Consider the following 26,324-nt stretch of genomic DNA (forward strand, 5'->3'; position numbering starts at 1 on the left):
CGCTTGCCGGGGCCATGACCCGGTTACGCCGGAACGCAGGCCCGTCGAAGGAGACGACGCACAGGTCCTGGTGAAACCGTGGTGAAGGAGGGGACGATGCAGCGACTGGGTACGGGAATCGGATGGCGGCCGGAGATCGCCGAGGCCGTGGAGCGCATGCCCGGCATCGACTGGGTCGAGGCCGTCGCGGAGAACGTGTGCCCTGGGCACATCCCCGACTCGCTGCGGCGCCTGCGCGAACGCGGCGTCACGGTCGTACCGCACGGCGTCTCCCTCGGCCTCGGCGGCGCCGAACGGCCCGACGAGGACCGCCTCACCGCCCTCGCCGAACGCGCCGAGGCGCTCGCCGCACCGCTCGTCACGGAGCACATCGCGTTCGTCCGCGCGGGCGGCACCCTCACCGCCTCGCCACGCCTTGAGGCCGGGCACCTGCTGCCCGTGCCGCGTACCCGGGACGCCCTCGACGTCCTGTGCGAGAACATCCGTATCGCGCAGGCCGCTCTGCCCGTGCCGCTCGCCGTCGAGAACATCGCGGCGCTGTTCTCCTGGCCGGGCGAGGAGATGACCGAGGGGCAGTTCCTGTACGAACTGGTCGACCGTACCGGCGTACGTCTCCTCATCGACGTGGCCAACCTCCACACCAACCACGTCAACCGCGGCGAGGACCCCGCCAAGGCCCTCGACGAACTGCCTGTCGAGGCCATCGCGTACGTCCACGTCGCCGGCGGCTTCGAGCGCGACGGCGTCTGGCACGACAGCCACGCCCACGCCGTGCCCCCGGCGGTCCTCGACGTCCTCGCGGACCTGGCGTCCCGGGTGCGCCCACCGGGCGTACTCCTGGAGCGGGACGAGAACTTCCCCGAACCAGCCGAGCTGGAGCGGGAGTTGACGGCGATCCGGGAAACCGTGGAGAACGCTCCGAAGGTAAGCGACAAGTCTTCAGGCGTACGGGACGGAGGCGCCCCGAAGGACAACACGGCCACGGACACAGGCGCCGGCACCGAACCCGCCCGTCAGCGCCTCGCCCTCGCCCAGGCCGCCCTCCTCTCCGCACTCGTCGCCGGAACCCCCGCACCCGAGGGCTTCGACCGGACGCGGCTGGCCGTGCAGGCGCGGGCGCTCGCCTCGAAGCGGGCCGACGTCGTGGCCAAGATCGCTCCGGAACTGCCGGAGATCCTGGCGAGGGCGTACCGGCCGCGGTTCCTGGCGTACGCGCACGGCCACCCGATGACCGACGGCTACCGGCACGACGCGCTGGCCTTCGCCGAGCACCTGCTCCTGCACGGCCGCCTCGAAGACGCCGACGTACAGCGGAAGTTGAGCAACTGGTGGCTGGAACGCTCGGGCCCCGCCCCGCTGTCCCGACGCCCGGCGGCCCGCTTGGCGCGAGCCACGCGACGGGTCCTGCTGAGGCGTTGAGACGCTGAGGCGCAACAGGCGCCGCCAACAAGGGACATGGAGCCGACACCGGCAGACCGGTGCTTTACTTCGCCAAGTACCCAACGAAATATCCCTTTTGACATGGCCGTGTGCTGAAGGGATACGTGAATGAGAGCCGCCCTCCTCCACGGAACCGCAGGTTCCCTGGTCCTGACCGCCCTCGTCGCCGCCCCCGCGGGCGGCGACGCCCGGGGCGCGACGCCGGGCCTGGCCGAGCGGCACGGCGTGACCGTCGCCGCCGCGCGCGCCGCCGCCGAAGGCATCCGCTTCGGGAAGTGCGCCGAGGAGCAGGACGGCCCGGGCAGCCGTGAGTGCGGCACGGTGACGGTGCCGCTCGACTACGCGCGGCCCGACGGCAAGAAGATCCAGCTGACCGTCAGCCGCACGCGGGCGACCGGCAAGAACGCCAAAGACGGCAAGAACGCCAAAGACGGCGAGGACGACAAGCGGCGGATCCCGCGGCAGGGCTCGCTCGTCTTCAACCCTGGCGGCCCCGGCGCCTCCGGCATGCACTTCCCGCTGGCCGGCCTGCTCCCCGAGTGGAAGCGCATCGCGGCGGCGTACGACCTCGTCGGCTACGCCCCACGCGGAGTGGGTCGTTCCGCACCACTGTCCTGCCAGGACCCGAAGCGGCTCCTCCACGGCCCCTCGCAGGCACCGGCGAACCCTTCGGAGTCGTACAAGAAGAAGCGCGTCGCGCGGGCGAAGGCGTACGCGCGCGGCTGTCTGAAGCGTTCCGGCAGCGGACTGCGGCACTTCACGTCGCTCAACAACGTGCGCGACCTGGACGTCCTGCGCGCCGCGCTCGGCGAGCGGAGGCTGACCTTCATGGGCGCCTCGTACGGCACGTACATCGGGGCCCTGTACGCGACGCTGTTCCCCTCGCACGTACGCCGGATGGTCTTCGACTCGGCCGTAAACCCGGACCCGGGACGGATCTGGTACCGGAACAATCTCGACCAGTCGCTCGCCTTCGAGAGGCGTTGGGCGGACTTCCGTGCGTGGGTGGCCAAGCACGACGAGGTGTACGGGCTCGGCAGCACGCCCGAGGAGGTGCTGCGCAGTTACGAGAGGGTGCGGGCGCGGCTGGCCGCCGAGCCTGCGGGCGGGAAGGTCGGGCCGGGGGAACTGCAGAGCGCGTATCTGCAGGTGGGTTACTACGACGACTACTGGCCGCGGCGCGCGGAGGCGCTCTCCGCGTATCTGAAGGGCGATCCGAAGCCGTTGGTCCAGCAGGCGGGGCCGCAACCGGAGGCGGTGGCCGAGCAGGAGAACGGCGACGCCGTCTACACGGCCGTCGAGTGCAATGACGCGCCCTGGCCGACGGACTGGCGCACCTGGAACCGGGACAACACGCGGCTCGCGCGCGTGGCGCCCTTCGAGACCTGGGACAACGTCTGGATGAACCTGCCGTGCGCGTACTGGCCGGTGCCGCGGCAGCGGCCCCTCGACGTACGGACGTCACCCGGCGAGCTGCCGTCGACGCTGATCCTGGCCGCCGAGCGGGACGCCGCCACGCCGTACAAGGGGGCGCTGGAGCTGCGGCGGCGGCTGTCCGGCTCGGTGCTGGTGACCGAGCGGGCGGCGGGCGCGCACGGGATCGGGGGCGGAGCGAACCCGTGCGTCAACGGTCACCTCGACGCGTATCTGCTGGAGGGGGAGCTTCCGGTGCGGGGCGAAGAGTGCGGTCCCCATCCCGAGCCGAAGCCCGCCTCACCGGGCGACCGCTTCCGGCCGAGGGCCGCCCAGCTAAGCGCTCCGCTGGAAGAGCGGTGATGAACCTGCGGGCCGGTAGGGGCTGGTCGCGCCCACGCGGCGGAGCCGCAAATCGGATACAGCCCCGCGCCCCTATCGGGGCCTGCGGCCCCTCAAGCGGGCGCGGTACCGCACCGACTTCACCAAGGCCGCTAAGGTCCTGCGTCAGGCCAGCCCCGCGACCAGCTCACCGATGTCCTTGCGGCGGCCCGTGTAGAACGGGACCTCCTCGCGGACGTGCATCCGGGCCTCGGAAGCGCGCAGGTGGCGCATGAGGTCGACGATGCGGTACAGCTCGTCGGCCTCGAAGGCGAGGATCCACTCGTAGTCGCCGAGGGAGAACGAGGCGACCGTGTTGGCGCGTACGTCCGGGTAGCCGCGGGCCATCTTGCCGTGGTCGGCGAGCATGCGGCGGCGGTCCTCGTCGGGCAGCAGGTACCAGTCGTAGGAGCGCACGAAGGGGTAGACGCTGATGTAGTTGCGGGGCGTCTCGTCGGCGAGGAACGCCGGGATGTGCGAGCGGTTGAACTCCGCGGGGCGGTGCAGCGCCATGTTCGACCAGACCGGCTCCAGGGCGCGGCCCAGCTTCGTACGGCGGAAGAGGTTGTACGCCTCCTGGAGCTGGTCGGAGGTCTCCGCGTGCCACCAGATCATGAGGTCGGCGTCGGCGCGCAGCCCGGACACGTCGTACGTACCGCGGATCGTGACGTCCTTGGCGGCGAGCTGGTCGAAGAGCTCCTGGACCTCGTCCGCGTAGCCGGCGCGGTCCTCGGGGAGGATGTCTCGCAGCTTGAAGACGGACCACAGGGTGTAGCGGATGACCTCGTTCAGGTCCTTGGCCAGCTTGCCCTTGTTCGGGATCCTGGCGGGGTCGGTGGTGGGGGCGTCGTCACTCATGAGGCTATTCTCCCGCTCCGCCGTGCCGGTTCTGCACCGGGTTCGTGATCAGCTCGTCCAGTCCCAGTCCCAGTCCACCGCGGTCGCCTCTCAGCTGGTCCACGGCGGCGTACGCACTCGCGATGCACGCCGGGATGCCCACTCCGTCGTACGCCGCTCCGCACACGGCGAGGCCCGGCAGCTTGCCGACGTGCTCCCGGATGCGGGCCACGCGCGAATGGTGGCCGACGGGGTACTGGGGCAGGCCGTCGGTCCAGCGCGTGACGCTTGCCGCGACGGGCGCGGCGTCGAGCCCGGTGGCTTCCCGCAGGTCGTGCCGCGAGACGTCGACGAGCTCGCCGTCCTCGCGCCCGAGGATCTCGGTCTCGCCGTACCGCCCCACGGACGTCCGCAGGACCAGCACATCCGGGTTCTCCTCGTCGATCCACCCCCATTTCTGGGAAGCGAACGTCGACGCCTTGATGGTCCGCCCGTCAACAGGCGGCACCAGAAAACCGCTTCCTTCAGGGAGGCGGATCTCGCCGCGCCGGTAGGCGAGCGTGACGAGCGCCATGGAGGCGTACTCGACACCGGCCAGCTCGGCCGCGGCAGCGGGCGCCTCGTCCCGCAGCAACGCGGCAGCCGCGCCGGTGGGAACGGCGAGGACAACGCCGTCGGCATGGAGCACACGCTCTCCGGCGACGATGCGCCAGGCCAGTTCACCGAATCGCCCAGCCGCCTCCCCCGCGACCCTGCGCAGCTCCGTCACCCGCGCCCCGGTGACGATCTCACCGCCCCGCGCCCGTATCAACTCCGCCACTGCGAGCGGCAGTTGGCCGACGCCGCCCTCGATGCCCATGAAGACGGGGCCGGTCTGCTGTGCGGCAGCCGCACGGGCCTGGATTCCCCGGACCGCCTCCGTCAACGACACATGCGTACGCGCCGCCTCGAAGAGCTGGGGGACGGCCGAGCGCATGGAGATGCGGTAGGCGTCGCCCGCGTAGACGCCGCCCAGGAGCGGCTCGATCAGGCGGTCGACCACCTCGCGGCCGAGGCGGGCCGCCACGTACTCCCCCACCGCCACGTCGTCGCCGATCTCCGTGCGCGGCAGGTCGGCGTCGCGCTCGATGCGGTGGACGCCCTCCTCGGAGAGCAGTCCGGCGAGGGCCGACGCGGTGCCGGGCACACCCATGACGTGGCCCTTGGGCATGGGCCGCAGCGCCCCGCGCGTCCAGATCGACGCGCTCGCCGTCGCGGGCTGCCGGAGCCGGGCGTCGAGGCCCACCTCTCGGGCGAGCGCCACCGCCTCGGGGCGCCGGGCCAGCATCGACTCGGCGCCGAAGTCGACCCGCGCACCCGCGATCTCACCGGGGAGCAGCTTGCCGCCGAGCCGGTCCGAGGCCTCCAGGACGGTCACGCGCGCGCCGCTGTCCAGCAGCCGGTGCGCGGCGGCCAGACCGGCGATGCCGCCCCCGATGACGACGACGTGACCGGGTCCCGTACGAGTGTCTGCGTGCATGTCTCCACTGTCCCAGACCCCACTGACACCCCCGCAGGACCCCACTGACCCCCGCGGAGCCTCGGTGTCCGTGACGAGTCCGGACCGTGACCGCATCGGGACCGAATCCGCCCAACGTTCCGCCCACCTCCGGCGTCGAAGGAGCGTCCGTCATCACGACACCCTCGGGGGTACGCCGACATGCAGACGCGTGGCACCACATCCAGGCACCGATCCGTACGACCTGTCCAGACCCTGTCGGCGCTGCTGCTGGCCGCCGCCCTCGCCCTCGCGGGGTGCAGCGGTGTGAGTGGCGGCGCCTCGGACTCGAGTGCGGGCGACGGCGGCAAGGCCGCCCCACAGAGCGACGAGAAGGGCGCCGCCGCGGTCGGCGACGCGGCCGGCAAGGACAGGAGCGAGCAGGCCACCGCGCCACCGAAGTTGAGCGCCACCCACATCATCCGTACCGCGTCCCTGACCGTGCAGGTCAAGGACGTACCCAAGGCCCTCGCCGAGGCCCGTACCGCTGTCGAGACCGCGGGCGGCATCGTCGGCAACGAGACCACCGACCGCGACTCCAAGGGCCGCGAGCGCTCGCGAGTCGTCCTGCGGGTGCCCACGGACCGGTACGAGGAGGTGCTCAAGGACCTGGAGGGCTCCGGCAAGCTGATCGACCGGACGGCGAAGGCGCAGGACGTCACGGACCAGGTCGTCGACGTGGAGAGCCGTATCAAGACGCAGCGCGCCAGCGTGATCCGGATCCGTGAGCTGATGGACCAGGCGACCAAGCTCAGCGATGTGGTCACGCTGGAAGGCGAGTTGAGCACCCGCCAGGCCGACCTGGAGTCGCTGCTGGCCCAGCAGGCATCCCTGAAGGACCGTACGAGCCTGGCCACGATCACCCTGTCGCTGTCCGAGACACCGGTGAAGGCGGCGGAGGACGAGGACCCGGGGCTCGCGGACGCGCTCGCGGGTGGCTGGAACGCGTTCGTCGAGACGTTCCGCTGGATCGCGATGGCCCTGGCCGCCCTACTCCCCTTCCTCGTGGGCGCGGCGCTGCTCCTGCTGCTGTGGACGCGTGTCCTGCGCCCCCGGCTGCCGCGCCGCCCGGCCACGGCGGGCGCGGGAGCGGGTACGGCGACCGCCGGCATGTCCCTGCCGGTCGCCCGGCCGGCGCCGGGAGCGGACGACAAGGACGACTGACGGTACTGGCAGGACTGAAATGCCAGTCCCCCGTAGCGTGTTCGTATGAGCATGAGCCGTACGAGAGAACGCCTGGTGGTCGTCGGAGGGGACGCGGCGGGCATGTCCGCCGCGTCCCAGGCGCGCCGTATGAAGGGCCCCGACGAACTGGAGATCATCGCGTTCGAGCGCGGCCACTTCGCCTCCTACTCCGCGTGCGGCATCCCGTACTGGGTGGGCGGCGACGTCTCCGACCGGGACGAGCTGATCGCGCGCACCCCCGAGGAACACCGGGATCGCGGGATCGATCTGCGGATGCGTACGGAGGTGACGGCGCTGGATGTCGCGGGCGGCCGGGTCCGCGCCCGTGACCTGGAGTCCGGGGCCGAGGAGTGGACGTCGTACGACAAGCTCGTGATCGCGACGGGCGCCCGGCCGATCCGGCCGCCGCTGCCCGGCATCGACGCCCCGGGCGTGCACGGTGTGCAGACCCTCGACGACGGCCAGGCCCTGCTCGACACGCTGGCCCGTACGTCCGGCCGGCGCGCGGTGGTGGTCGGCGCCGGTTACATCGGCGTGGAGATGGCCGAGGCGCTGATCAACCGCGGGTACGAGGTGACGGTGGTCAACCGCGGCAAGGAGCCGATGTCCACGCTCGACCCCGACATGGGCCGGCTGGTGCACCAGGCCATGGAGGGCCTGGGCATCACGATGGTGAACGACGCCGAGGTCACCAAGGTCCTCACCGGCGAGGACGGCCGGGTCCGCGCGGTCGCCACGGAGGACGCCGAGTACCCGGCGGACGTGGTGGTCCTCGGCATCGGCGTACGCCCGGAGACGACGCTCGCACAGGCGGCGGGGCTGCCGCTGGGCGACCACGAGGGTCTGCTGACCGACCAGGCCATGCGGGTACGCGGCTACGAGAACATCTGGGCCGGCGGCGACTGCGTGGAGGTCCTCGACCTGGTCTCCGGCCGCGAACGGCACATCGCACTGGGCACGCACGCCAACAAACACGGTCAGGTGATCGGCGCGAACGCCGGCGGCGGCTATGCCACGTTCCCCGGCGTCGTCGGCACGGCGGTCAGCAAGGTCTGCGACCTGGAGATCGCCCGCACCGGCCTCCGCGAAAAGGACGCACGCAGGGCAGGCCTCCAGTTCGAGAAGGTCACCATCGAGTCCACAAGCCGGGCGGGCTACTACCCGGGCGCCGCCCCGATGACGGTGAAGATGCTCGCCGAACGCCGCACCGGCCGCCTGCTGGGCGTCCAGATCGTCGGCCGCGAGGGCGCGGGCAAACGCGTGGACATCGCAGCGGTAGCCCTGACGGCAGGCATGACGGTAGAGCAGCTGACAGCCCTGGACCTGGGCTACGCGCCCCCGTTCTCCCCGGTGTGGGATCCGGTGCAGGTGGCGGCGCGCAAGGCGGTGGGGGCGGTATTCGGCAGACGGTAACTGTCTAGCTGGGGCCCAGTGCAGGCGCCCCTCAAGGAGGCCGCAGGCCCCTTGAGGGGCGCGGGGCTGTATCGATTTGCGGCTCCGCCGCGCGGGCGCGACCAGCCACAACGCACCCGCAGCCTGGACGCAACCAAAACCCAAACGAACCCCCTGCTCAACCCGCGGAGCGACACGCGCGCGTGGCTCTCCGCGCCGGCCACGCGCGCGCGTGCTCACGGCTCAGGGCGCCGAAGACGCCTGGGGGCGTCGGGCCCCGGAGCCCTGAGGGCCTGGGAGCCCAGACGACGTCTCAGGCACCCTGAGCCGCTCCAGGGGTGGTTCCGTTGATCTTCTCTATGGCCTGCCGAGCCTGCTCGCCAGGTGACCGCGGCAACGACGAGACCGGCGACACCTGCGGAGGCTGCGGCGCCGCCTGGGGCCGCGCGTGCGAACCGGGCTGACGGCTGCGCAGCCGGTGGCTGGCCGCCTCGTCGAGGGTCACGGGGCGCTGCATGCTGGCGGCGAGCCGACCGGCTTCCTGGCCGAGCGCGGCCACGTCCTCCCACGACAGTCTGAGCACGAGGGCTACTTCCGCCTCGCCATCCGGCGTGGCGATCATCGGCGGAGCGACTCGGTCGTTCATTGACCTGTTCCTCACGTGTTGCTGGGATCACGGCGGTTGCCGAAACATACGCAGACGCCAGCGCTCCCGTTCAGACCCGTTCAGAAGGGCCCGGTCGCGGGCAGAAGTTCCTTGTGGTCATCCCCGTCCATGATGTGAACCCGGCCCGCCGCACGCCGTTCGTGACGTACGCACTGATCGGCGCCAACGTCCTTGTGTTCCTGGCCACCCCGGGCGTGGCCGCCTCGGTGTGGGGCGAGAGCAGTCTCGCCCAGCTGTGCCATCTGCAGGCGTTCCTGGACCAGTGGGCCGCGGTGCCACGCGAGATGATCCATGACCAGACACCGACCGTCGTTCCCACCGGCGACGTGGGTGTGGGCCCACAGGGACCGGGCTGTGTGGTGGGCCCGCCCGACTACGACAAGTCGCCCCCGCTGTCGGTGTTCACCGCGATGTTCCTGCACGGCAGTTGGCTGCACCTGCTCGGCAACATGCTCTTCCTGCTGATCTTCGGCAACAACATCGAGGACCGCCTCGGCCACGTGCGCTACCTGCTGTTCTACGTGGCCTGCGGCTACGCGGCGGCGTACGCCTTCGCCCTCGTCAACGCCACCTCCGGTGACCCGCTGATCGGCGCGTCCGGCGCGATCGCCGGTGTCCTGGGCGCGTACCTGGTCCTCTATCCGAAGGCCCGGGTCTGGGTCCTCGTACCGTTCCTGATCTTCCTGCCGCTGCGGCTGCCCGCCTGGCTGGTACTGGGCTTCTGGTTCGTCCTCCAGGCGGTGTACTCGTCCGGCGCCGGCGTCTCCGAGGCCGGCACCGTCGCCTACGTCGCCCATGTCGTCGGCTTCGTGGCAGGCATGCTCCTCGCCTGGCCCCTGCGCCCGGGCACCCCACCGCCACCGGAGCCGCGCGGCCTGCTGTGGGGCAGGCAGGCCCGGCCGCGGCAGACCTGGAGACCTCGCTAGCGGGTGGTCCGCGTGTGGACGTACTCCGTGAGCCGGGTCAGCGCATCCGGGTCCGTGCTCGGCAGGACGCCGTGGCCGAGGTTGAAGATGTGGCCCTCCAGGCCCGCGGCGGCGTCGAGGATCTCCTGCGTCTTGGTCTCGACGGCCTCGGTGGTGGAGAAGAGGACCGCCGGGTCGAGGTTGCCCTGGAGCGCCTTGCCCGGGCCGACGCGGCGCGCGGCCTCGTCGAGCGGGACGCGCCAGTCGACGCCGACGACGTCCGCGCCGGCCTCGCCCAGCAGGCCCAGCAGTTCACCGGTGCCGACTCCGAAGTGGATACGCGGGACGCCGTACGACTTCACGGCCTCGAAGACCTTCGTGGAGGCGGGCATGACGGAGCGCCGGTAGTCGGCCGGCGCCAGGGCGCCGACCCACGAGTCGAAGAGCTGCACGGCCGAGGCGCCCGCCTCGATCTGCACCTTCAGGAAGGCGGCCGTGATCTCCGCGAGCCGGTCGAGCAGTTCGGCCCACAGCTGCGGGTCGCCGTACATGAGGGCCTTGGTGTGCTCGTGGTTGCGGGACGGGCCGCCCTCCACGAGGTAGCTGGCGAGCGTGAACGGCGCGCCGGCGAAGCCGATGAGCGGGGTCTCGCCGAGTTCGGCGGTGAGCAGACCGATGGCCTCGGTGACGTACGCGACGTCGTCGGGCGTCAGGTCGCGCAGCTGCGCGAGGTCCGCGCGGGAGCGGATCGGCTTCTCGACGACCGGGCCGACGCCGGGCTTGATGTCGAGGTCGACACCGATGGCCTTGAGGGGGACCACGATGTCGCTGAAGTAGATCGCCGCGTCCACGTTGTGCCGGCGCACCGGCTGCATCGTGATCTCCGCGACCAGCTCGGGCCGCATGCACGACTCGAGCATGGGGATGCCCTCGCGCACCTTGCGGTACTCGGGCAGCGAACGCCCGGCCTGCCGCATGAACCACACCGGCGTATGCGGCACGGGTTCACGCCTGCACGCCTTGAGGAAGGTGGAGTCGTACGCGGCTGTCGGCTGCTGCTTGCCCATGGGGCGGTCGTTGGCGCTCACACCAAAAAGTCTCGCACGCCGCACGGAGCGCCCCGTACCGCCCACGGCCACACCCGGTCACGGTCACAAACACAGCGAAACCGAGCCGTTCCCGCCCAACCGCCGGTGGCACGGGTGTCTCTCCCTGCGCGAAGCCTTCATTCCCCTTAACCTTCCCCGCATGGCTGCGGCTCAAGGACGACTGTCGGACGGCGCTGGCGGGATGGACGACGCCAAGGAAGCCGAGGACTCCAAGGAAGCCAAGGAAGGGGAGCGGAAGGGCGCGGACGCGGCTCCGCTGCCCTTCCGTACGGCCGTCGACGCGTTCGGCATGGCCCAGCTGCGGCCGGAGATCGAGATCGAGCCGACCCGGCCACCGCAGCGGCTCGCCCCGTTCGCGTACGCGCTGGAAGCCGCGGTCGTCGACGGCGACGACGACCTCGCGGACGGCCGGCTCATCCTCCTCCACGACCCCGCCGGACACGAGGCCTGGCAGGGATCGTTCCGTCTGGTCACGCTCGTACGCGCGGAACTGGAACCGGAGATGGCCGCCGACCCGCTGCTTCCCGACGTCTGCTGGTCCTGGCTGACGGGCGCGCTCCAGGCCCGCGGCCTGTCGTACGGCGAACCCGGCGGCACCGTCACCCGTGCGAGCTCCCACTACTTCGGCGGCCTCTCGGAACGCCGGCCCAACTCCCAGATCGAGATCCGCGCCTCCTGGACCCCCCGCGAGGGCCTCGGCGGCGTCCCGGACACGGCCTCCCACCTCGCCGCCTGGTGCGACCTGCTGTGCCAGATCGCGGGCCTGCCGCCGGCCACCTCAGGTGACCCCTCGGTCGTGACCCTCCCCCAGCGACGCGGTCCTCAGCCCCGCTGAGCCCAATCCCGCCGAGCCTCATCCCGCTGAGCACAGCCCGCCGGGCAACCCCTTCGCGTTCGCCATCGGCCGCTCACCCACACGCTCCAATCTCTTTATCGATACGACCACTTTCAGCCGCGTAACGAAGCGGAGTGAACTCGTTCGGCCTTCGGATGATCGACAGTTCGTCCGAATTGCACGGATTGTTACTCACCAAATCGTGATCATTCTCTAAAGGCAGACGGGTTTAGTGCCGAAGACCTCTGTGACCTTGAAAGCACGGTTCCCCCCGGCTCCCTCCCCAGAGCCGACGCCGTCTCACACCCCCCACCCCCAGGAGGCCTGGTGTCCGTTCTCCTCGAGCAGCCCGCAAGCCTGGTCGCCTATCGCCCGAACAAGCCCACCGCGATGGTGGTCGTGGCCGACCAGCGCGTGCGCTCCACCGTCACCCGCCACCTGTGGGCCCTCGGAGTGCGCGACGTGATCGAGGCCTCGTCCGTCGCGGAGGCTCGTCCTCGCATCGGCAACCCACGTGACATCTGCGTCGCGGAAGTCCATCTGCCGGATGGCTCCGGCCTCACCCTCCTCTCCGAAACCCGAGCGGCGGGCTGGCCCAACGGCCTGGCCCTCTCCGCCGCCGACGACATCAGCGCCGTACGCAACGCCCTGGCGGGCGGCGTGAAGGGATACGTCGTCACCGGTACGCGTACGAACATCGGCCTCCCCACCCGCCCCGGCGTCGCCCCCATCGGCTCGGCCGCCGCCGCCCGTATGCATCGCCGCCACCCGGGTGCCCCGAGCCACCCGGGCGGCTACCGCGAACTGTCCGGCCGCGAGGTCGAGGTGCTCCGGCTGGTGGCGGAGGGCCAGTCGAACAAGGCCATCGGCGTCTCGATGGGCCTGTCCGCCCTGACCGTCAAGAGCCACCTCGCCCGCATCGCCCGCAAGCTCGGCACGGGCGACCGCGCCGGCATGGTGGCGGTGGCCCTGCGCACCGGCATCATCCACTGAGCCAACCGCTTCACACCTCTCAGACGCCCGTCGACGGAACGTTCCGTCGACGGGCGTTGCGCATGTCCCCGACGACACCCCTTGGGACTTCGATCAGCGGCGTCGCAGTGACGGGTCGAGCAGCGCGGGCGGAGTGTCGTACTTCTCGTGCGCGGCGAGGTCGGTGCCGGGGGCGACGATGGCGTCGATCGCGTCGAGTACGTCGGCGGAGAGCACGGTGTCCGCGGCGGCGAGCTGTGAGCGCAGGTGGTCGAGCGTGCGGGGGCCGATGAGCGCGCTGGTCACGCCGGGGTGCGCGGTCACGAAGCCGAGCGCGAGCTGGATCAGGGTCAGCCCGGCCTCGTCGGCGACCTTGGCCAGCTGCTCGACGGCGTCGAGCCTGGCCCGGTTGGCGGGGACGGCGGTGTCGAAGCGTTGCGGCATGAACGTGGAGCGGCTGGTCGTGATGTCCTGGCCCTCGCGGATCGCGCCCGACAGCCAGCCCGAGGCCAGCGGGCTCCACACCAGCACCCCGAGCCCGTACTCCTCGGTCACGGGCAGGACATGGGTCTCGATGCCGCGCTGCAGGATCGAGTAGCTGGGCTGCTCGGTGACGTAACGGCTCAGGCGATGCTCGCGGGCGGCCCACTGGGCTTGCACGATGCGGTGGGCGGGGAAGGTCGAGGAGCCGAAGTAGCGGATCTTTCCCGCGCGTTGCAGGTCAGTCAGAGCCGACAGCGTCTCCTCGTCGCCGGTGCTCGGGTCCCACCGGTGGATCTGGTAAAGATCGACGTGGTCGACGCCGAGGCGGCGCAGGCTGTTGTCCAGCGCGGTGACCAGCCAGCGGCGTGAGCCGCCCCGGTGGTTGCGCTCGTCGCCCATCGGCATGCTCGCCTTCGTGGCCAGCACGATGTCGTCGCGGCGGCCGGCGATGGCCTTGCCGACCATCTCTTCCGACTCGCCGTCGCTGTACATGTCGGCGGTGTCGATGAGGTTGATGCCGCCCTCGAGGGCGGCATCGACGAGAGCGGTGGCCTCGTCCTGGGTGGTGCGGCCGATCTTGCCGAAGTTCATCGCGCCGAGCGCGAGGGAGCTGACCTGCACACCGGTGCGGCCCAAGGTGCGGTACTGCATGACCGTGTTCCTCCATTACGGAATGACGGGTGGAGCGTGGTGGCCATGCACGGCCTGGCAATGCATGGCTTGGTTGCCGGGCCCTGCTCTGGCATCATGAGTAAACGGAACGGCGTTCCGGAACAACGGAAACGATACGGAACGCTGTTCCGTTTGGCAAGCGTGGCAGCGGCAAGCACGACAGTGGAGGGAGCGGCGCGGTGAACGACAGCGACGAGAGCGCGGGGCACGCGGCCCAGTCCAGGACCCCGTCCAAGCGGAAGGACGCCCAGCGCAACAAGGAGGCTCTGCTCGACGCGGCCGCCTCGGTCTTCGTCACGTCAGGGGTGGAGGCACCCGTACGCGACATCGCGGCCAAGGCCGGCGTCGGCCTCGGCACGATCTACCGGCACTTCCCGACGCGAGCGGATCTCATCATCGCCGTCTACCGGCACCAGGTCGACGCCTGCGCCGAGGCGGGGCCGACCCTGCTGGCGACCAGCGCGACCCCGCACGCCGCATTGGGCCAATGGATCAACCAGTTCGTCGACTTCCTGGTCACCAAGCACGGACTCGCCGCCGTGCTGCAGTCCGACAACGCCGGCTTCGAGGCACTGCACGCCTACTTCCTCGACCGCCTCGTACCCGTCTGCGCCCACCTGCTCGAAGCCGCGGCCGACGCCGGCGAGATCCGCTCCGACCTCGAGGCCTACGAGCTCATGCGCGGCATCGGGAACCTCTGCATCGGCGCGGACAGCGACCCCGACTACGACGCACGCCGACTGGTCGAGCTCCTCATCGCGGGACTGCGCCGACCGAACTGACATGCCCGTCACAAGTACCGGAAACCCATGAGCAGCGCCGAGACCGGTTTTGGCCGGTCAGACCATGCGTCGATCGACGGTGCGGGTCAGGCGATGGCCCTTACAGATACCCTTGACACGTGACCGACGCCCAAGAGACCGCAGCAGACACATCACTGCGAACCACCGGAGGCGCCCCTCCGGACGACGGCGGATCCTCTGAAGCAGAGGTGCCGATTCCGTTGTTGGAGCCCCGGGACGGGATTCCGCCCGTGATCGCCGACGAGGCGTCGCTCGCGGAGGTGATCGCCGCGTTCGCCGCGGGCAGCGGTCCCGTCGCCGTCGACGCCGAGCGCGCTTCCGGTTACCGGTACGGCCAGCGGGCCTACCTCGTGCAGTTGCGCCGCGAGGGTGCGGGCAGCGCGCTCATCGACCCCGTCGCCTGTCCCGATCTGTCAGGGCTTGGCGAGGCGCTGGCCGGTGTGGAGTGGGTGCTGCACGCCGCCACGCAGGATCTGCCGTGTCTGCGCGAAATAGGCATGGTCCCCAGCCGCCTCTTCGACACCGAGCTGGCCGGCCGGCTCGCCGGGTTCCCGCGCGTCGGCCTCGGCGCGATGGTCGAGGGCGTCCTGGGTTTCGTACTCGAGAAGGGGCACTCCGCGGTCGACTGGTCGACGCGTCCGCTGCCCGAGCCGTGGCTGCGTTATGCCGCGCTCGACGTGGAGCTGCTCGTGGACCTCAGGGACGCGTTGGAGAAGGAGCTCGACCGGCAGGGCAAGCTGGGGTGGGCCCAGCAGGAGTTCGACGCGATCGCCTCGGCGCCCGCGCCCGAGCCGCGCAAGGATCCGTGGCGGCGTACGTCCGGTATGCACAAGGTGCGCCGACGGCGGCAGATGGCGGTCGTACGGGAGTTGTGGCAGGCCCGGGACAAGGTCGCGCGGCGCCGGGACATCTCGCCGGGCAAGGTGCTCGGCGACGCGGCGATCGTCGAGGCCGCCCTCTCCCTGCCGGTCAACGTGCAGGCGCTCGCCGCGCTGAACGGCTTCGGGCACCGCATGGGCCGGCGTCAGCTGGAGCAGTGGCAGTCGGCCGTGGACCGCGCGAAGGCGCTGCCGGACCACGAACTGCCGCAGCCGGGGCAGCCGATCACCGGTCCCCCGCCGCCGCGGTCCTGGGCCGAGAAGGACCCGGTGGCCGCGGCCCGGCTGGTCGCCGCGCGGGCGGCGGTGTCGGCGCTCGCGGAGACCCTGAGCATGCCTCAGGAGAACCTGATCACTCCGGACACCGTGCGCCGCGTGTGCTGGGAGCCGCCTGCCGAAGTGAACGCCGAGTCCGTCGCGGCCGCGCTCGCCAGGTACGGGGCGCGGCCGTGGCAGGTCGAGCAGGTGACCCCGGTGCTGCTGCCGGCGCTCATCATTTCGTCGCGCCCCGAGTGAAGCCGTTGTAGATGTACCGCTGGAGGAACAGGAAGACGACGAGCGTCGGGAGAATGACGAGGACCGCACCGGCCGAGATGTTCTCCCAATGCGCTCCGAACGGTCCCTTGAAGCGGAACAGCGACGTCGAGATCACGCCAAGCTCTTCGGACGGCATGTACAGGAACGGAATGTAGAAGTCGTTGTAGACCGTGATCCCCTTGACGATCACCACCGTCGCGATCGCGGGCTTCAGCAGCGGAAAGATGATCTTTCGGTAGATGGTGAAGGCGTTCGCGCCGTCCAGTCGTGCCGACTCGTCCAGGGAGACCGGGATCGAGCGGACGAACTGCAGGAAGATGTAGATCGAGACGATGTCGGTGCCCATGTAGAGGGCGATCGGCGCCCAGCGGGTGTCGAACATGCCGAAGCTGTCGACGATCTGGAAGGTCGCGACCTGGGTCGTCACCCCGGGGACGAGTGTGGCGACCAGGAACAGCGCGACCACCAGCTTCCTGAAACGGAAGGTGAAGCGGTCGATCGCGTACGCCGCCATCGAGCCGATGATGACCGTGCCAGTGATGGCGAAGAGCAGGATGAACGCGGTGTTCCCGAACGCCGCGAGCATCCGGCCGTCCTGGAACGCCGTCACGTAGTTCTCGAAGTTCAGCAGATTGTCGGGCAGTTGGAGCGCGCCGCTGTCGTTCGCCATCTCCTGCGAGGACTTGAGGGAGGTCAGGAAGACCACGAGGAGCGGAAGCAGGACGACGACACTGGCGACGACGAGGGACAGATACGTGAGCGTGCGGGCGAGGCCACCACGGGTCATACGAGATCCACCTTCTCGTCCGGGACGAGGCGCCGCTGCACCCACGTCACCGCCAGGATGATCAGCAGCAGCACGACCGCCGCCGCCGAGGCGAGCCCCGTCTTGTTGAACTGGAAGGCCAGCTTCACCGTCTGGATCACAAAGGTCTCGGTGCCGGTGGCGCCGCCGGTCATGATGTACGGGATCTCGAAGACCGCCAGCGAGCCGGAGATCGAGAGGATCACGCTCAGGCTGAGTATGGGCCGGATGCCGGGCGCGATGATGTGCCGGAACTGCTGCCAGCGGTTCGCGCCGTCCAGCTCGGCCGCCTCGTACAGCTCCCCGGGGATGGACTGGATCGCGCCGAGGAAGAGCACGAAGTTCAGGCCCATGTAGCGCCAGACGGAGACCCCGGCCAGCGAGACGTTCGCCGACGTGGACGTGCCCAGCCAGGCCTTGTCGGACTCGACGCCGAACAGCCGCAGCACCGAGTCCAGGGTGCCGCCGTCCTGGAAGAAGTAGAGGAAGACGAAACCGATCGCGACCCCGTTGATCAGATACGGGAAGAAGAGCACGCCCTTGAAGAAGTTCCGGAAGCGGACGTTGAAGCTCAGGATCGTCGCGAAGTAGAGCGCGGCGGCGATCTGGACCACCGAGGCGGCGAGGTAGTAGCCGCTGACGAAGAAGACCTCGAACAGTTCGGGGCGGGTGAAGAGTTCGACGTAGTTGTCGGCGCCCGTGTAGCTGAGTTCGGGGCTGACGCCGTCCCAGTCGGTGAAGCTGTACGCGACCATGTTGGCGACCGGCGCGTACGTGAACGTGATCAGCAGAACCAGCGGGACGGCCAGGAAGAGCCAGGGCGTGAGGCCCCGCCACAGGCGCACTTTGCGCGGGGCCCGGGACTTGGGGGCGGGTGGCGCGGCCTGCTTCGGCCGCGCCACCTTCTCGGTGGTGTCCGTCATCACGACCCCGCGGTCTTCGCCGCCTCGGTCCAGCGCTTGCCGAGATCGTCCAGGAAGCTGTCGAGGCTGCCGTCCTTGGCGCCGCGCGCGAGGTCGACGAGGTCCTGGCGGTAGTCGGGCTTGTAGATGCCGACCTCCGACTGGTTGTCGATCTCCTTGACCGCCGCACCCTGCGCGTCGTCGAGCTCCATGAGCTTCACGCCGGCGGCCTCGTACGGCTTCAGTACGTCGGGCAGCGGGGCACCCTTGACCGGCGAGAGGGCGAGATTGTCGTCCGCGTAACCGGACTTGTCGGTGAACCAGTCGATCCAGGCGCGAGCCGCTTCCTTGTGGTCGGAGTTGATGTTGACGGCCTGGTTGTAGTCCGGCGACATGGTCGCGCAGAACTTTCCGTCCGCCTGGGCCGGGAAGGGCATGAAGCCGATGTCGTCGGGATTGCTGCCGGCCTCCTTCGCCGCCGCCTGGAACTGGATGACCGCCCAGGAGCCGAGCCACATCGTGGCGATCTCGCCCTTCGCCAACTTGGGCTTGGAACCTTCCCAGTTGGTGGTCGTCGGGTCCTTCTCGATGAGCCCTTCGCGCACGATGTCGTGCAGCAGCGTGTCGCCCACCCGCAGATCGGCGCCCGCCGCCCACGGGTCGCCCTCCGCGAGCCGCGTGGTCGCCTGCTCGTCGCAGCTCACCGAGCCGTTGACGGACGTCCACTGGGACAGGGGCCACATGTCCTTGAAGTTGGTGTAGTACGGCACCGCGTCGGTCTTGGACTTGACGGCCTTGAGGCCGGTGATGAACTCAGCGGGCGTGGTGGGCCAGTCGGTGACCCCGGCCTCCTCCCAGACCCGCTTGTTGTAGAGGAATCCGGGGACCGCGCCCATCGGAGACTGCCCGTAGACCTTGCCGTCGACCGTGGTGAAGTCGGTGAAGAGGTACTTCTTGCCGCGCTCGGCCTCCGTGCCGAGGGACGCGAAGAACTTGGGGTAGTCGTTCTTCTTGATCACGGCCGGGATCATCAGGACGTCGCCGTAGTTCTCCGTGTTCATACGGATCTTGACCTCGCCCTCGTAGTCCGTGAGGGCCTCGAACTCCACCTTGACCTTCGGATAGGTCTTGTTGAACTCGGCGGCGTACTCCTTCATCGTGCCGTCCTGCACGAGGTCCGTCCGGTGGGTGAGGACCTTGATCGTGCCGGAGACCTTGTCCGGGTCCTCGGCGGCCTTGGCGTCCTCGCCCTGCGACGCGCCTCCGCTTCCGGTGCAGCCCGCGGCCAGCAGCACGGCGGCGAGAAGCGTTCCGGCGAGTGTCGTGCGGTGGGTCGTGCGGCGGTTCATCTGCACCAGCTCCGTTCAGGGACGGATGAGCACAAGTCGGTTGGCTGGTTCCGCACTCTGACAGTGGTTACTGAACCGGTAAAGTCCCAATTCCGCCAACGATGCCAAAATGCGTCGCAGGCCCGTCGCACACTGGCCTATATCGGTTTAGGGAGTACGCGCATGCTGGACGCCACACCGCTCTCCGAAGGCTGGACACTTCGCCATGACGGGGCCACCCTCCCCGCGGCGGTACCGGGCTGTGTGCACACGGACCTGCTGGCCGCGGGGGTCATCCCGGACCCGTTCCTCGGCCGGGCCGAGACCGAGGTGGCGTGGGTGGGGCGGCGCGACTGGACGTACGAGACGACGCTGGACGCGACCCCGGGCGAGCACGAGCAGACGGACCTCGTCTTCGAAGGCCTCGACACGGCCGCCGAGATCCGGGCGGGAGGCCAACTCCTCGGCCAGGTACGGAACATGCACCGCTCCTACCGCTTCGACGTCACGGGTCTTCAAGGCCCGCTCTCCGTGCGCTTCACCTCCGCGTACACCGAGGCAGAGGCGGTGCGGGAGCGGCTCGGGGAGCGGCCGAACGCGTATCCCGAGCCCTTCCAGTACATCCGCAAGATGGCCTGCTCCTTCGGCTGGGACTGGGGGCCGACGCTGGTTACGGCCGGCATCTGGAAGCCGGTGCGCCTTGAGCGGTGGTCGACGGCCCGGATCGCCCGCGTACGGCCGCTCGTGACGATCGAAGACGGCCTGGGACGCGTCGAGTTGCACGTCGACGTCGAGCGGACCAGAGTCGAGGCGGCGCTCTCCGTGACGGCCCGGGTCGGCGACGTACGGGCGTCCGCGGAGATCGACGGCACCAGCGGGGTCGTACGACTCGAAGTCCCGGACCCCGCCCTGTGGTGGCCGCGCGGCTACGGCGAACAACCGCTGTACGACATGGAGTTGGAGCTGCGCAGCGAGGCGGGCCCGCTCGACGCCTGGCGCCGCCGCATCGGCTTCCGGACCGTCGAGCTGGACCGGAGCCCCGACGCACACGGCTCCGGCTTCACCTTCGTCGTCAACGGCGAACGCCTCTTCGCGCGCGGCGTGAACTGGATCCCGGACGACGTCTTCCCGTCGCGGATCACCCGCGAGCGCTACCGCACCCGGCTCACCCAGGCGGCCGAGGCCGGCGTGGATCTCGTACGCGTCTGGGGCGGCGGGATCTACGAGGGCGAGGACTTCTACGACGCCTGCGACGAGCTGGGGCTGATGGTGTGGCAGGACTTCCCCTTCGCCTGCGCCGCCTACCCCGAGGAACAGCCCCTGCGCGGCGAGGTGGAGGCCGAGGCCCGCGAGAACGTCGTACGGCTCATGCCGCACCCCTCGCTCGTGCTGTGGAACGGCAACAACGAGAATCTGTGGGGCTTCCGCGACTGGGACTGGGAGTCGCGGCTGGCCGGGAACTCCTGGGGCGAGGGCTACTACCTGGGCGTACTGCCGCGCGTGGTGGCCGAGTTGGACCCGACGCGGCCGTATACGGCGGGTAGCCCCTGGTCCGGCTCCTGGGACCACCACCCGAACGACCCGGCGCACGGAACGCACCACTCCTGGGATGTGTGGAACCGCCTCGACTACGCCGCGTACCGCTCCGAAGTCCCTCGTTTCGTGGCCGAGTTCGGCTGGCAGGCGCCGCCCGCGTACGCCACGCTGCGGCGCGCGCTGCCGGGTGAGCGGCTCGCCCCCGACTCCCCCGGCATGCTGCACCACCAGAAGGCGGACGACGGGAACGGGAAGCTGGCGCGCGGGCTCGCGCATCACTTCGCGATGCCCGAAGGAGGCTTCTCCGAGCGGGACTTCGACCGCTGGCACTACCTCACCCAGGTCAACCAGGCGCGGGCCGTGGCCGCCGGGATCGAGCACTGGCGCTCGCACTGGCCGGTGTGCGCGGGCACGATCGTGTGGCAGCTCAACGACTGCTGGCCGGTGACCTCTTGGGCGGCGATCGACGGGGACGGCCGGGAGAAGCCGCTGTACCACGAGCTGAAGCGGCTGTATGCGGACCGGCTGCTCACCCTTCAACTCCGGGGCGGCGAGCTGATGTTGGCTGTCATCAACCAGTCCGCTGAGCCGTGGTCGCCGTCGCTGACGCTGCGCCGGATGTCGGTCGAGGGGGGCGTCGTGGCCGAGATGAGCGCGGGGCTCGCTGCCGAGGCGCGAAGTGTCGCCCTCATGCGCGTACCCAAGGATCTGGAACCCGTCGGCCCGAAGGAGTTCCTCGTGGCGGACGCAGGCGGGGATGGGGACGGATGGGGGTCCCCCCGCTCATGGGGGTCCCCCCGCTCGAGCGAAGCCGAGAGTGGGGGAGAAGCCGAGAGTGGGGGAGAAGTCGAGAGTGGGGAAGGCCTGCGGGCGCTGCACTTCCCCGTGCCGGACCGCGAAGTCCCGTATCCGCAGCCCCGGTTCGACGTGACCGTCGTGCCGGGCAAGGTGACCGTCACGGCCCACACGCTCGTACGGGATCTGCTGTTGCAGGCCGACCGGCTGGCGCCCACCGCGTCGACCGACCAGGGTCTGGTCACGCTGCTGCCCGGCGAACAGGTGACCCTCGCGGTGCGCGGCTGGGAGACTCCCGATGCCGACGCCGCACGAGCTGCGCTGTACTGCATGGAGCCCACCCGATGACCACATCCCGCGTCACCATCAAGGATGTCGCCGCGCGTGCCGGTGTCTCCAAGGGGGCGGTGTCGCTCGCCTTCAACCACAAGCCGGGGCTGTCCGAGGCGACGCGGGACCGGATCTTCGAGGCGGCTCGGGAGCTGGGCTGGGCGCCGAACCTCACGGCCCGGTCGCTGTCCAGCTCGCGTGTCGACGTGGTCGGGCTCGCCATCTGCCGGCCGGCGCAGCTGCTCGGGCTCGAGCCGTTCTACATGGAGTTCATCTCCGGCGTGGAGAGCGTTCTGACGGAGCACTCCTGTTCGCTGCTCCTCCGGCTCGTCCGGAGCGTGGAGGAGGAGGTGGGGCTGCAGGACGCGTGGTGGAGGGGGAAGCAGGTGAGCGGGTCGATCCTCGTCGACTTCCGCGCGGATGATCCGCGCGTGCCCGCGACGGAGCACCTCGGACTGCCGGTCGTGGCCGTCGGGCATCCGTCCCTGACCGGCAGCCTCACTTCCGTGTGGACCGACGACGCCACGGCCGTGACGGAAGCCGTGCGCTATCTCGCCGCCCTCGGGCATCGGCGGGTCGCCCGGGTGGGCGGGGCGGCGGTGCTCGGGCACACGTCGATCCGTACGGCCGCGTTCGACGAGGCCGTACGGGTCCTCCAGCTCGCCGGGGGCCAGCAGGTCGCCACCGACTTCTCGGGGGAGGCAGGGGCGCGGGCGACTCGGTCGCTGCTGAGCGCCGCGCCGCCGGACCGGCCGACGGCGATCGTGTACGACAACGACATCATGGCGGTGGCGGGGTTGTCGGTGGCCGCCGAGATGGGGTTGAGCGTGCCCGGGGACGTCTCGTTGCTGGCGTGGGACGACTCCCAGTTGTGCCGGCTGACGCATCCGACACTGTCCGCGATGAGTCATGACGTGCAGGGGTTCGGGGCGGATGTGGCGCGGACGTTGTTCGGGGTGATCACCGGGGAGGGTCCGGGGTCGCATCCCGTTCCGACGCCGGTACTGACACCGCGGGGGTCCACAGCACCCCCTCGGTGAGCGCCGTACGGAGGGGCGCGGGCACCGTAACGGAGTAAAAACTCGTGTGACCTTCGCCGCTCCCGGCGCCGGGACTGGGCAGTCACGTTACCCATAAGTAGCATGGGTCCTGAGCGCGCGCTCAGCGCCTCGCAGCAGCGCCTATCCCGCATCTGGAGGAGAGCCATCGTGCCTCGTACCGTCAGGGACGTCGTCTTTGTCGACGGCGTCCGTACCCCGTTCGGCAAGGCGGGCCCGAAGGGCATCTACCACGAGACCCGTGCCGACGACCTCGTCGTGAAGGCGATCCGGGAGCTGCTGCGCCGCAACCCCGGTCTCGACCCGAAGAAGGTCGACGAGGTCGCCATCGCCGCCACCACGCAGATCGGCGACCAGGGCCTGACCATCGGCCGCACCGCCGGCATCCTCGCCGGGCTTCCGCAGTCCGTGCCCGGCTACTCGATCGACCGCATGTGTGCCGGTGCGCTCACGGCCGTCACGACCACCGCCGGCTCCATCGCCTTCGGTGCGTACGACGCCGTCATCGCCGGTGGTGTCGAGCACATGGGCCGCCACCCGATGGGCGAGGGCGTGGACCCGAACCCGCGGTTCGTGAGCGAGAAGCTGGTCGACGAGTCCGCCCTGTTCATGGGCATGACCGCGGAGAACCTGCACGACCGCTACCCGCACATCACCAAGCAGCGCGCCGACGAGTACGCCGTGCGCTCGCAGGAGAAGGCGGCGAAGGCGTACGCGAACGGCAAGATCCAGGCCGACCTGGTGCCGATCTCCGTACGTCGTACCAACGAGGAGGCGGGCGAGACGGGCTGGGGCCTGGTCACCGCCGACGAGCCGATGCGGCCGGGGACCACACTGGAGAACCTGGCCGGTCTCAAGACCCCGTTCCGCGTGCACGGCCGGGTCACGGCCGGTAACGCGGCCGGTCTGAACGACGGCGCCACCGCCTCGATCATCGCGTCCGAGGACTTCGCCCGCGAGAACAACCTGCCGGTCAAGATGCGCCTGGTCTCGTACGCCTTCGCGGGTGTCGAGCCCGAGGTGATGGGCTACGGCCCGATCCCGGCGACCGAGAAGGCCCTCGCCAAGGCGGGCCTGTCGATCGAGGACATCAACCTCTTCGAGATCAACGAGGCGTTCGCCGTCCAGGTTCTGGCCTTCCTGGACCACTACGGCATCGCGGACGACGACGCGCGCGTCAACCAGTACGGCGGCGCCATCGCCTACGGCCACCCGCTGGCTTCTTCCGGCGTCCGTCTGATGACACAGCTGGCCCGCCAGTTCGAGGAGCAGCCGGAGGTCCGTTACGGCCTGACCACCATGTGTGTCGGCTTCGGCATGGGCGCGACGGTCATCTGGGAGAACCCGCACTTCGAGAACGCCGGAGGCGACAAGTGAGTACCACCACTGAGCTGTTGAAGGGTGCGGCCGAGCTGTTCCCGGACGAGGTCGTCACCCAGGCGCACGTACGCCACTTCGAACTGCCCGCGGGCGCAGGCCGGTTCGCGCTCATCACGCTCGACAACGGCCTCGACCACACCAAGCCGACCACCTTCGGCCCGCAGTCCCTGGCGAACCTCGACACCGCCGTCGACCAGGTCGAGAAGGAGGCCGCGGCCGGCGAGATCGTCGGTGTCGGCATCACGGGCAAGCCGTTCATCTTCGCGGTCGGCGCCGACCTCAAGGGCGTCGAGCTGCTCAAGAAGCACGAGGACGCGCTGGCCATCGGCAAGGGCGGCCACGAGGTCTTCAAGCGCCTCGCAGGCCTCGCGGTCCCGACCTTCGCGTACTACAACGGCGCGGCGATGGGCGGCGGCGTCGAGGTCGGCCTGCACTGCAAGTACCGCACGGTGTCGAAGGCGCTCCCGGCGTTCTCGCTGCCCGAGGTCTTCCTGGGCCTGGTCCCCGGCTGGGGCGGCTGCACGCTGCTGCCGAACCTCATCGGCGCGGACAAGGCCGTCTCGGTGATCATCGAGAACTCGCTCAACCAGAACAAGCAGCTCAAGGGCCAGCAGGTCTACGAACTCGGCATCGCGGACGCGATCTTCGAGGGCGCGGACTTCCTGGAGCAGTCGCTGATCTGGACGGCCTCCGTCCTCAAGGGCGAGATCGTCGTGGACCGCCCGGTGATCGACCGCGGCGAGGCCTGGGACCAGGCCGTCGCCAAGGGCCGCTTCATCGCGGACAGCAAGGTGCACGGGGCGGCCCCGGCCGCGTACCGCGCGCTGGACATCATCGCCGCGGCCAAGAACGGCGACCTCCAGCAGGGCTACGACGCCGAGGACGTGGCCCTCGCCGACCTGATCATGGGTGGCGAACTGCGCGCCGGTATCTACGCGTTCAACCTGGTCCAGAAGCGCGGCAAGCGCCCGGCGGGCGCCCCGGACAAGAACCTGGCGCGTCCGGTCACCAAGGTGGGCGTCGTCGGCGCCGGTCTGATGGCCAGCCAGCTCGCGCTGCTGTTCCTGCGCCGCCTGGAGGTGCCGGTCGTGCTGACCGACATCGACCAGGAGCGCGTCGACAAGGGTGTGGGCTACGTCCACGCCGAGATCGACAAGCTGCTGGGCAAGGGCCGTATCAACCAGGACAAGGCCAACCGGCTGAAGGCCCTGGTCACCGGTGTCCTCGACAAGGCCGAGGGCTTCTCGGACGCGGACTTCGTCATCGAGGCCGTCTTCGAGGAGATCGGCGTCAAGCAGCAGGTGTTCGCGGAGGTCGAGGCGGTCGCCCCGGCGCACGCGATCTTCGCCACCAACACCTCCTCGCTGTCGGTGTCGGAGATGGCGTCGAAGCTCAAGAACCCCGAGCGGGTCGTGGGCTTCCACTTCTTCAACCCGGTCGCGGTCCTGCCGCTCCTGGAGATCGTGCGCGGCGAGCAGACCGACGACGCCTCGCTGGCCACGGCCTTCGCCGTCGCCAAGAAGCTGAAGAAGACCGCGGTCCTGGTGAAGGACGCCCCCGCGTTCGTCGTGAACCGCATCCTCACCCGCTTCATGGGCGAGATCCAGAACGTCATCGACGAGGGCACGCCCGTGGACGTGGCGGAGAAGGCGGTCGAGCCGCTGGGCCTGCCGATGTCGCCGCTGGTCCTTCTTGAGCTGGTCGGTCCGGCGATCGGCCTGCACGTCTCCGAGACGCTCAACAAGGCGTTCCCGGACCGCTTCACGGTCTCCCCGAACCTCAAGTCGGTCGTCGAGGCGGGCAAGCGCGGCTTCTACGTGTACGACTCCGGGAAGCCGGAGCTGGACCCGGAGGTCGCCGCGCTGCTGAAGCAGGGCGACACGGTCCTGACGGAGGACCAGGTCCGCGCCCGCGTCCTGGACGCGGTGGCCCAGGAGATCGGCATCATGCTCGACGAGGGCGTCGTCGCCGAGGCCCAGGACATCGACCTGTGCCTGATCACGGGCGCCGGCTGGCCCTTCCACCTGGGCGGCATCACGCCGTACCTGGACCGCGAGGGCGTCTCCGAGCGCGTGAACGGCAAGAAGTTCCTGGAGCCGGGCGTGGCGAGCGTCCCGGCGTAGTCAGTCACCCCTGAGGGGGGT

The 26,324-nt window shown here is 70.0% G+C and carries 21 protein-coding genes; 13 read left to right on the forward strand and 8 right to left on the reverse strand.

Going from position 1 to position 26,324, the window contains the following annotated elements; genetic code table 11:
• The first annotated feature begins 96 nt into the window (after positions 1 to 96).
• Both OP79_RS34405 and OP79_RS34410 read left to right on the forward strand, forming a co-directional pair.
• Positions 97 to 1,419, forward strand: coding sequence for an MbnB/TglH/ChrH family RiPP precursor modification enzyme (locus OP79_RS34405; RefSeq protein ID WP_033325866.1), 1,323 nt, complete (start codon positions 97 to 99; stop codon positions 1,417 to 1,419).
• Between the two features lie 129 nt (positions 1,420 to 1,548).
• Positions 1,549 to 3,216, forward strand: a complete 1,668-nt coding sequence (locus OP79_RS34410; RefSeq protein ID WP_033325810.1) for an alpha/beta hydrolase — start codon at positions 1,549 to 1,551, stop codon at positions 3,214 to 3,216.
• 144 nt (positions 3,217 to 3,360) lie between these two features.
• On the opposite strand, the gene hemQ is transcribed toward OP79_RS34410, so the two are convergent.
• Complete coding sequence (gene hemQ, locus OP79_RS34415; protein WP_033325811.1) at positions 3,361 to 4,092, reverse strand: hydrogen peroxide-dependent heme synthase; 732 nt, start codon at positions 4,090 to 4,092, stop codon at positions 3,361 to 3,363.
• A 4-nt stretch (positions 4,093 to 4,096) separates the two neighbouring features.
• Positions 4,097 to 5,590 (reverse strand): protoporphyrinogen oxidase, encoded by a 1,494-nt coding sequence (gene hemG, locus OP79_RS34420; RefSeq protein ID WP_033325812.1) that lies wholly within the window; start codon positions 5,588 to 5,590, stop codon positions 4,097 to 4,099.
• Between the two features lie 180 nt (positions 5,591 to 5,770).
• On the opposite strand from hemG, the gene OP79_RS34425 reads away from it, so the two are divergent.
• Entirely contained in the window at positions 5,771 to 6,772 is a 1,002-nt protein-coding gene (locus tag OP79_RS34425) for a DUF4349 domain-containing protein (RefSeq protein WP_033325813.1), read from the forward strand.
• Between the two features lie 45 nt (positions 6,773 to 6,817).
• Positions 6,818 to 8,206 (forward strand): FAD-dependent oxidoreductase, encoded by a 1,389-nt coding sequence (locus OP79_RS34430; RefSeq protein ID WP_033325815.1) that lies wholly within the window; start codon positions 6,818 to 6,820, stop codon positions 8,204 to 8,206.
• A 292-nt stretch (positions 8,207 to 8,498) separates the two neighbouring features.
• Here the strand turns inward: OP79_RS34430 and OP79_RS34435 are convergent, their stop codons facing one another.
• Complete coding sequence (locus tag OP79_RS34435; RefSeq protein ID WP_033325816.1) at positions 8,499 to 8,831, reverse strand: hypothetical protein; 333 nt, start codon at positions 8,829 to 8,831, stop codon at positions 8,499 to 8,501.
• A 113-nt stretch (positions 8,832 to 8,944) separates the two neighbouring features.
• Here OP79_RS34435 and OP79_RS34440 point away from each other — a divergent pair, with 113 nt between their 5' ends.
• Entirely contained in the window at positions 8,945 to 9,778 is an 834-nt protein-coding gene (locus OP79_RS34440) for a rhomboid family intramembrane serine protease (protein WP_033325817.1), read from the forward strand.
• Here the strand turns inward: OP79_RS34440 and hemE are convergent.
• Complete coding sequence (gene hemE / locus OP79_RS34445; protein ID WP_033325819.1) at positions 9,775 to 10,845, reverse strand: uroporphyrinogen decarboxylase; 1,071 nt, start codon at positions 10,843 to 10,845, stop codon at positions 9,775 to 9,777. The two genes, OP79_RS34440 and hemE, sit on opposite strands and share 4 nt — an antisense overlap.
• A 160-nt stretch (positions 10,846 to 11,005) precedes the next feature.
• Between hemE and OP79_RS34450 the strand changes: the two genes are divergently transcribed.
• Positions 11,006 to 11,701, forward strand: coding sequence for a DUF3000 domain-containing protein (locus OP79_RS34450; protein ID WP_033325820.1), 696 nt, complete (start codon positions 11,006 to 11,008; stop codon positions 11,699 to 11,701).
• A 327-nt stretch (positions 11,702 to 12,028) separates the two neighbouring features.
• Positions 12,029 to 12,694, forward strand: a complete 666-nt coding sequence (locus tag OP79_RS34455; protein ID WP_033325822.1) for a helix-turn-helix transcriptional regulator — start codon at positions 12,029 to 12,031, stop codon at positions 12,692 to 12,694.
• A gap of 93 nt (positions 12,695 to 12,787) precedes the next feature.
• Here OP79_RS34455 and OP79_RS34460 read toward each other — a convergent pair whose 3' ends face one another.
• Positions 12,788 to 13,807: an aldo/keto reductase gene (locus OP79_RS34460; protein ID WP_033325823.1), complete on the reverse strand. Its 1,020-nt coding sequence runs from the start codon at positions 13,805 to 13,807 to the stop codon at positions 12,788 to 12,790.
• A 200-nt stretch (positions 13,808 to 14,007) separates the two neighbouring features.
• Here OP79_RS34460 and OP79_RS34465 point away from each other — a divergent pair, with 200 nt between their 5' ends.
• Together OP79_RS34465 and OP79_RS34470 are read left to right on the forward strand one after the other, a co-directional pair.
• A complete protein-coding gene (locus OP79_RS34465) occupies positions 14,008 to 14,610 on the forward strand; it encodes a TetR/AcrR family transcriptional regulator (RefSeq protein ID WP_033325825.1) in 603 nt (200 codons plus the stop codon).
• Between the two features lie 119 nt (positions 14,611 to 14,729).
• Complete coding sequence (locus OP79_RS34470) at positions 14,730 to 16,025, forward strand: ribonuclease D (RefSeq protein ID WP_078492187.1); 1,296 nt, start codon at positions 14,730 to 14,732, stop codon at positions 16,023 to 16,025.
• Here OP79_RS34470 and OP79_RS34475 read toward each other — a convergent pair.
• The 3 genes from OP79_RS34475 to OP79_RS34485 are packed head-to-tail and all read right to left on the reverse strand — an operon-like array spanning position 16,003 to position 19,102.
• Complete coding sequence (locus OP79_RS34475) at positions 16,003 to 16,833, reverse strand: carbohydrate ABC transporter permease (RefSeq protein WP_033325826.1); 831 nt, start codon at positions 16,831 to 16,833, stop codon at positions 16,003 to 16,005. The genes OP79_RS34470 and OP79_RS34475 overlap by 23 nt on opposite strands.
• Positions 16,830 to 17,774: a carbohydrate ABC transporter permease gene (locus OP79_RS34480; RefSeq protein WP_033325827.1), complete on the reverse strand. Its 945-nt coding sequence runs from the start codon at positions 17,772 to 17,774 to the stop codon at positions 16,830 to 16,832. Before OP79_RS34480 ends, OP79_RS34475 begins: the two co-directional genes overlap by 4 nt.
• Positions 17,774 to 19,102, reverse strand: coding sequence for an ABC transporter substrate-binding protein (locus OP79_RS34485; protein WP_033325828.1), 1,329 nt, complete (start codon positions 19,100 to 19,102; stop codon positions 17,774 to 17,776). Before OP79_RS34485 ends, OP79_RS34480 begins: the two co-directional genes overlap by 1 nt.
• A 162-nt stretch (positions 19,103 to 19,264) precedes the next feature.
• Between OP79_RS34485 and OP79_RS34490 the strand changes: the two genes are divergently transcribed.
• The 4 genes from OP79_RS34490 to OP79_RS34505 all read left to right on the forward strand — a co-directional run bounded on the left by OP79_RS34490 (position 19,265) and on the right by OP79_RS34505 (position 26,303).
• Positions 19,265 to 21,760 (forward strand): glycoside hydrolase family 2 protein, encoded by a 2,496-nt coding sequence (locus tag OP79_RS34490; RefSeq protein WP_033325829.1) that lies wholly within the window; start codon positions 19,265 to 19,267, stop codon positions 21,758 to 21,760.
• Positions 21,757 to 22,782, forward strand: coding sequence for a LacI family DNA-binding transcriptional regulator (locus OP79_RS34495; protein ID WP_033325830.1), 1,026 nt, complete (start codon positions 21,757 to 21,759; stop codon positions 22,780 to 22,782). Before OP79_RS34490 ends, OP79_RS34495 begins: the two co-directional genes overlap by 4 nt.
• 168 nt (positions 22,783 to 22,950) lie before the next feature.
• On the forward strand, positions 22,951 to 24,177 hold the full coding sequence (locus tag OP79_RS34500) for a thiolase family protein (RefSeq protein WP_033325831.1): 1,227 nt from the start codon (positions 22,951 to 22,953) through the stop codon (positions 24,175 to 24,177).
• Positions 24,174 to 26,303 carry a 3-hydroxyacyl-CoA dehydrogenase NAD-binding domain-containing protein gene (locus OP79_RS34505; protein ID WP_033325832.1) on the forward strand — a complete coding sequence of 710 codons (2,130 nt, stop codon included), beginning with the start codon at positions 24,174 to 24,176 and terminating at the stop codon, positions 26,301 to 26,303. Before OP79_RS34500 ends, OP79_RS34505 begins: the two co-directional genes overlap by 4 nt.
• Positions 26,304 to 26,324: the final 21 nt, after the last annotated feature.

The organism is Streptomyces yerevanensis, assembly GCF_000716805.1.
Taxonomy (GTDB): Bacteria; Actinomycetota; Actinomycetes; order Streptomycetales; family Streptomycetaceae; genus Streptomyces; species Streptomyces flaveus.

What these genes read in the sequence shown, in the direction of transcription:
- OP79_RS34405 (WP_033325866.1), top strand. Translation starts at nt 97, where the DNA reads ATGCAGCGACTGGGTACGGGAATCGGATGGCGGCCGGAGATCGCCGAG.
- OP79_RS34435 (WP_033325816.1), bottom strand. Translation starts at nt 8,831, where the DNA reads ATGAACGACCGAGTCGCTCCGCCGATGATCGCCACGCCGGATGGCGAG.
- OP79_RS34410 (WP_033325810.1), top strand. Translation starts at nt 1,549, where the DNA reads ATGAGAGCCGCCCTCCTCCACGGAACCGCAGGTTCCCTGGTCCTGACC.
- OP79_RS34485 (WP_033325828.1), bottom strand. Translation starts at nt 19,102, where the DNA reads ATGAACCGCCGCACGACCCACCGCACGACACTCGCCGGAACGCTTCTC.
- hemQ (WP_033325811.1), bottom strand. Translation starts at nt 4,092, where the DNA reads ATGAGTGACGACGCCCCCACCACCGACCCCGCCAGGATCCCGAACAAG.
- OP79_RS34430 (WP_033325815.1), top strand. Translation starts at nt 6,818, where the DNA reads ATGAGCATGAGCCGTACGAGAGAACGCCTGGTGGTCGTCGGAGGGGAC.
- OP79_RS34450 (WP_033325820.1), top strand. Translation starts at nt 11,006, where the DNA reads ATGGCTGCGGCTCAAGGACGACTGTCGGACGGCGCTGGCGGGATGGAC.
- OP79_RS34425 (WP_033325813.1), top strand. Translation starts at nt 5,771, where the DNA reads ATGCAGACGCGTGGCACCACATCCAGGCACCGATCCGTACGACCTGTC.
- OP79_RS34475 (WP_033325826.1), bottom strand. Translation starts at nt 16,833, where the DNA reads ATGACCCGTGGTGGCCTCGCCCGCACGCTCACGTATCTGTCCCTCGTC.
- OP79_RS34495 (WP_033325830.1), top strand. Translation starts at nt 21,757, where the DNA reads ATGACCACATCCCGCGTCACCATCAAGGATGTCGCCGCGCGTGCCGGT.
- OP79_RS34480 (WP_033325827.1), bottom strand. Translation starts at nt 17,774, where the DNA reads ATGACGGACACCACCGAGAAGGTGGCGCGGCCGAAGCAGGCCGCGCCA.
- OP79_RS34460 (WP_033325823.1), bottom strand. Translation starts at nt 13,807, where the DNA reads ATGCAGTACCGCACCTTGGGCCGCACCGGTGTGCAGGTCAGCTCCCTC.
- hemG (WP_033325812.1), bottom strand. Translation starts at nt 5,590, where the DNA reads ATGCACGCAGACACTCGTACGGGACCCGGTCACGTCGTCGTCATCGGG.
- OP79_RS34490 (WP_033325829.1), top strand. Translation starts at nt 19,265, where the DNA reads ATGCTGGACGCCACACCGCTCTCCGAAGGCTGGACACTTCGCCATGAC.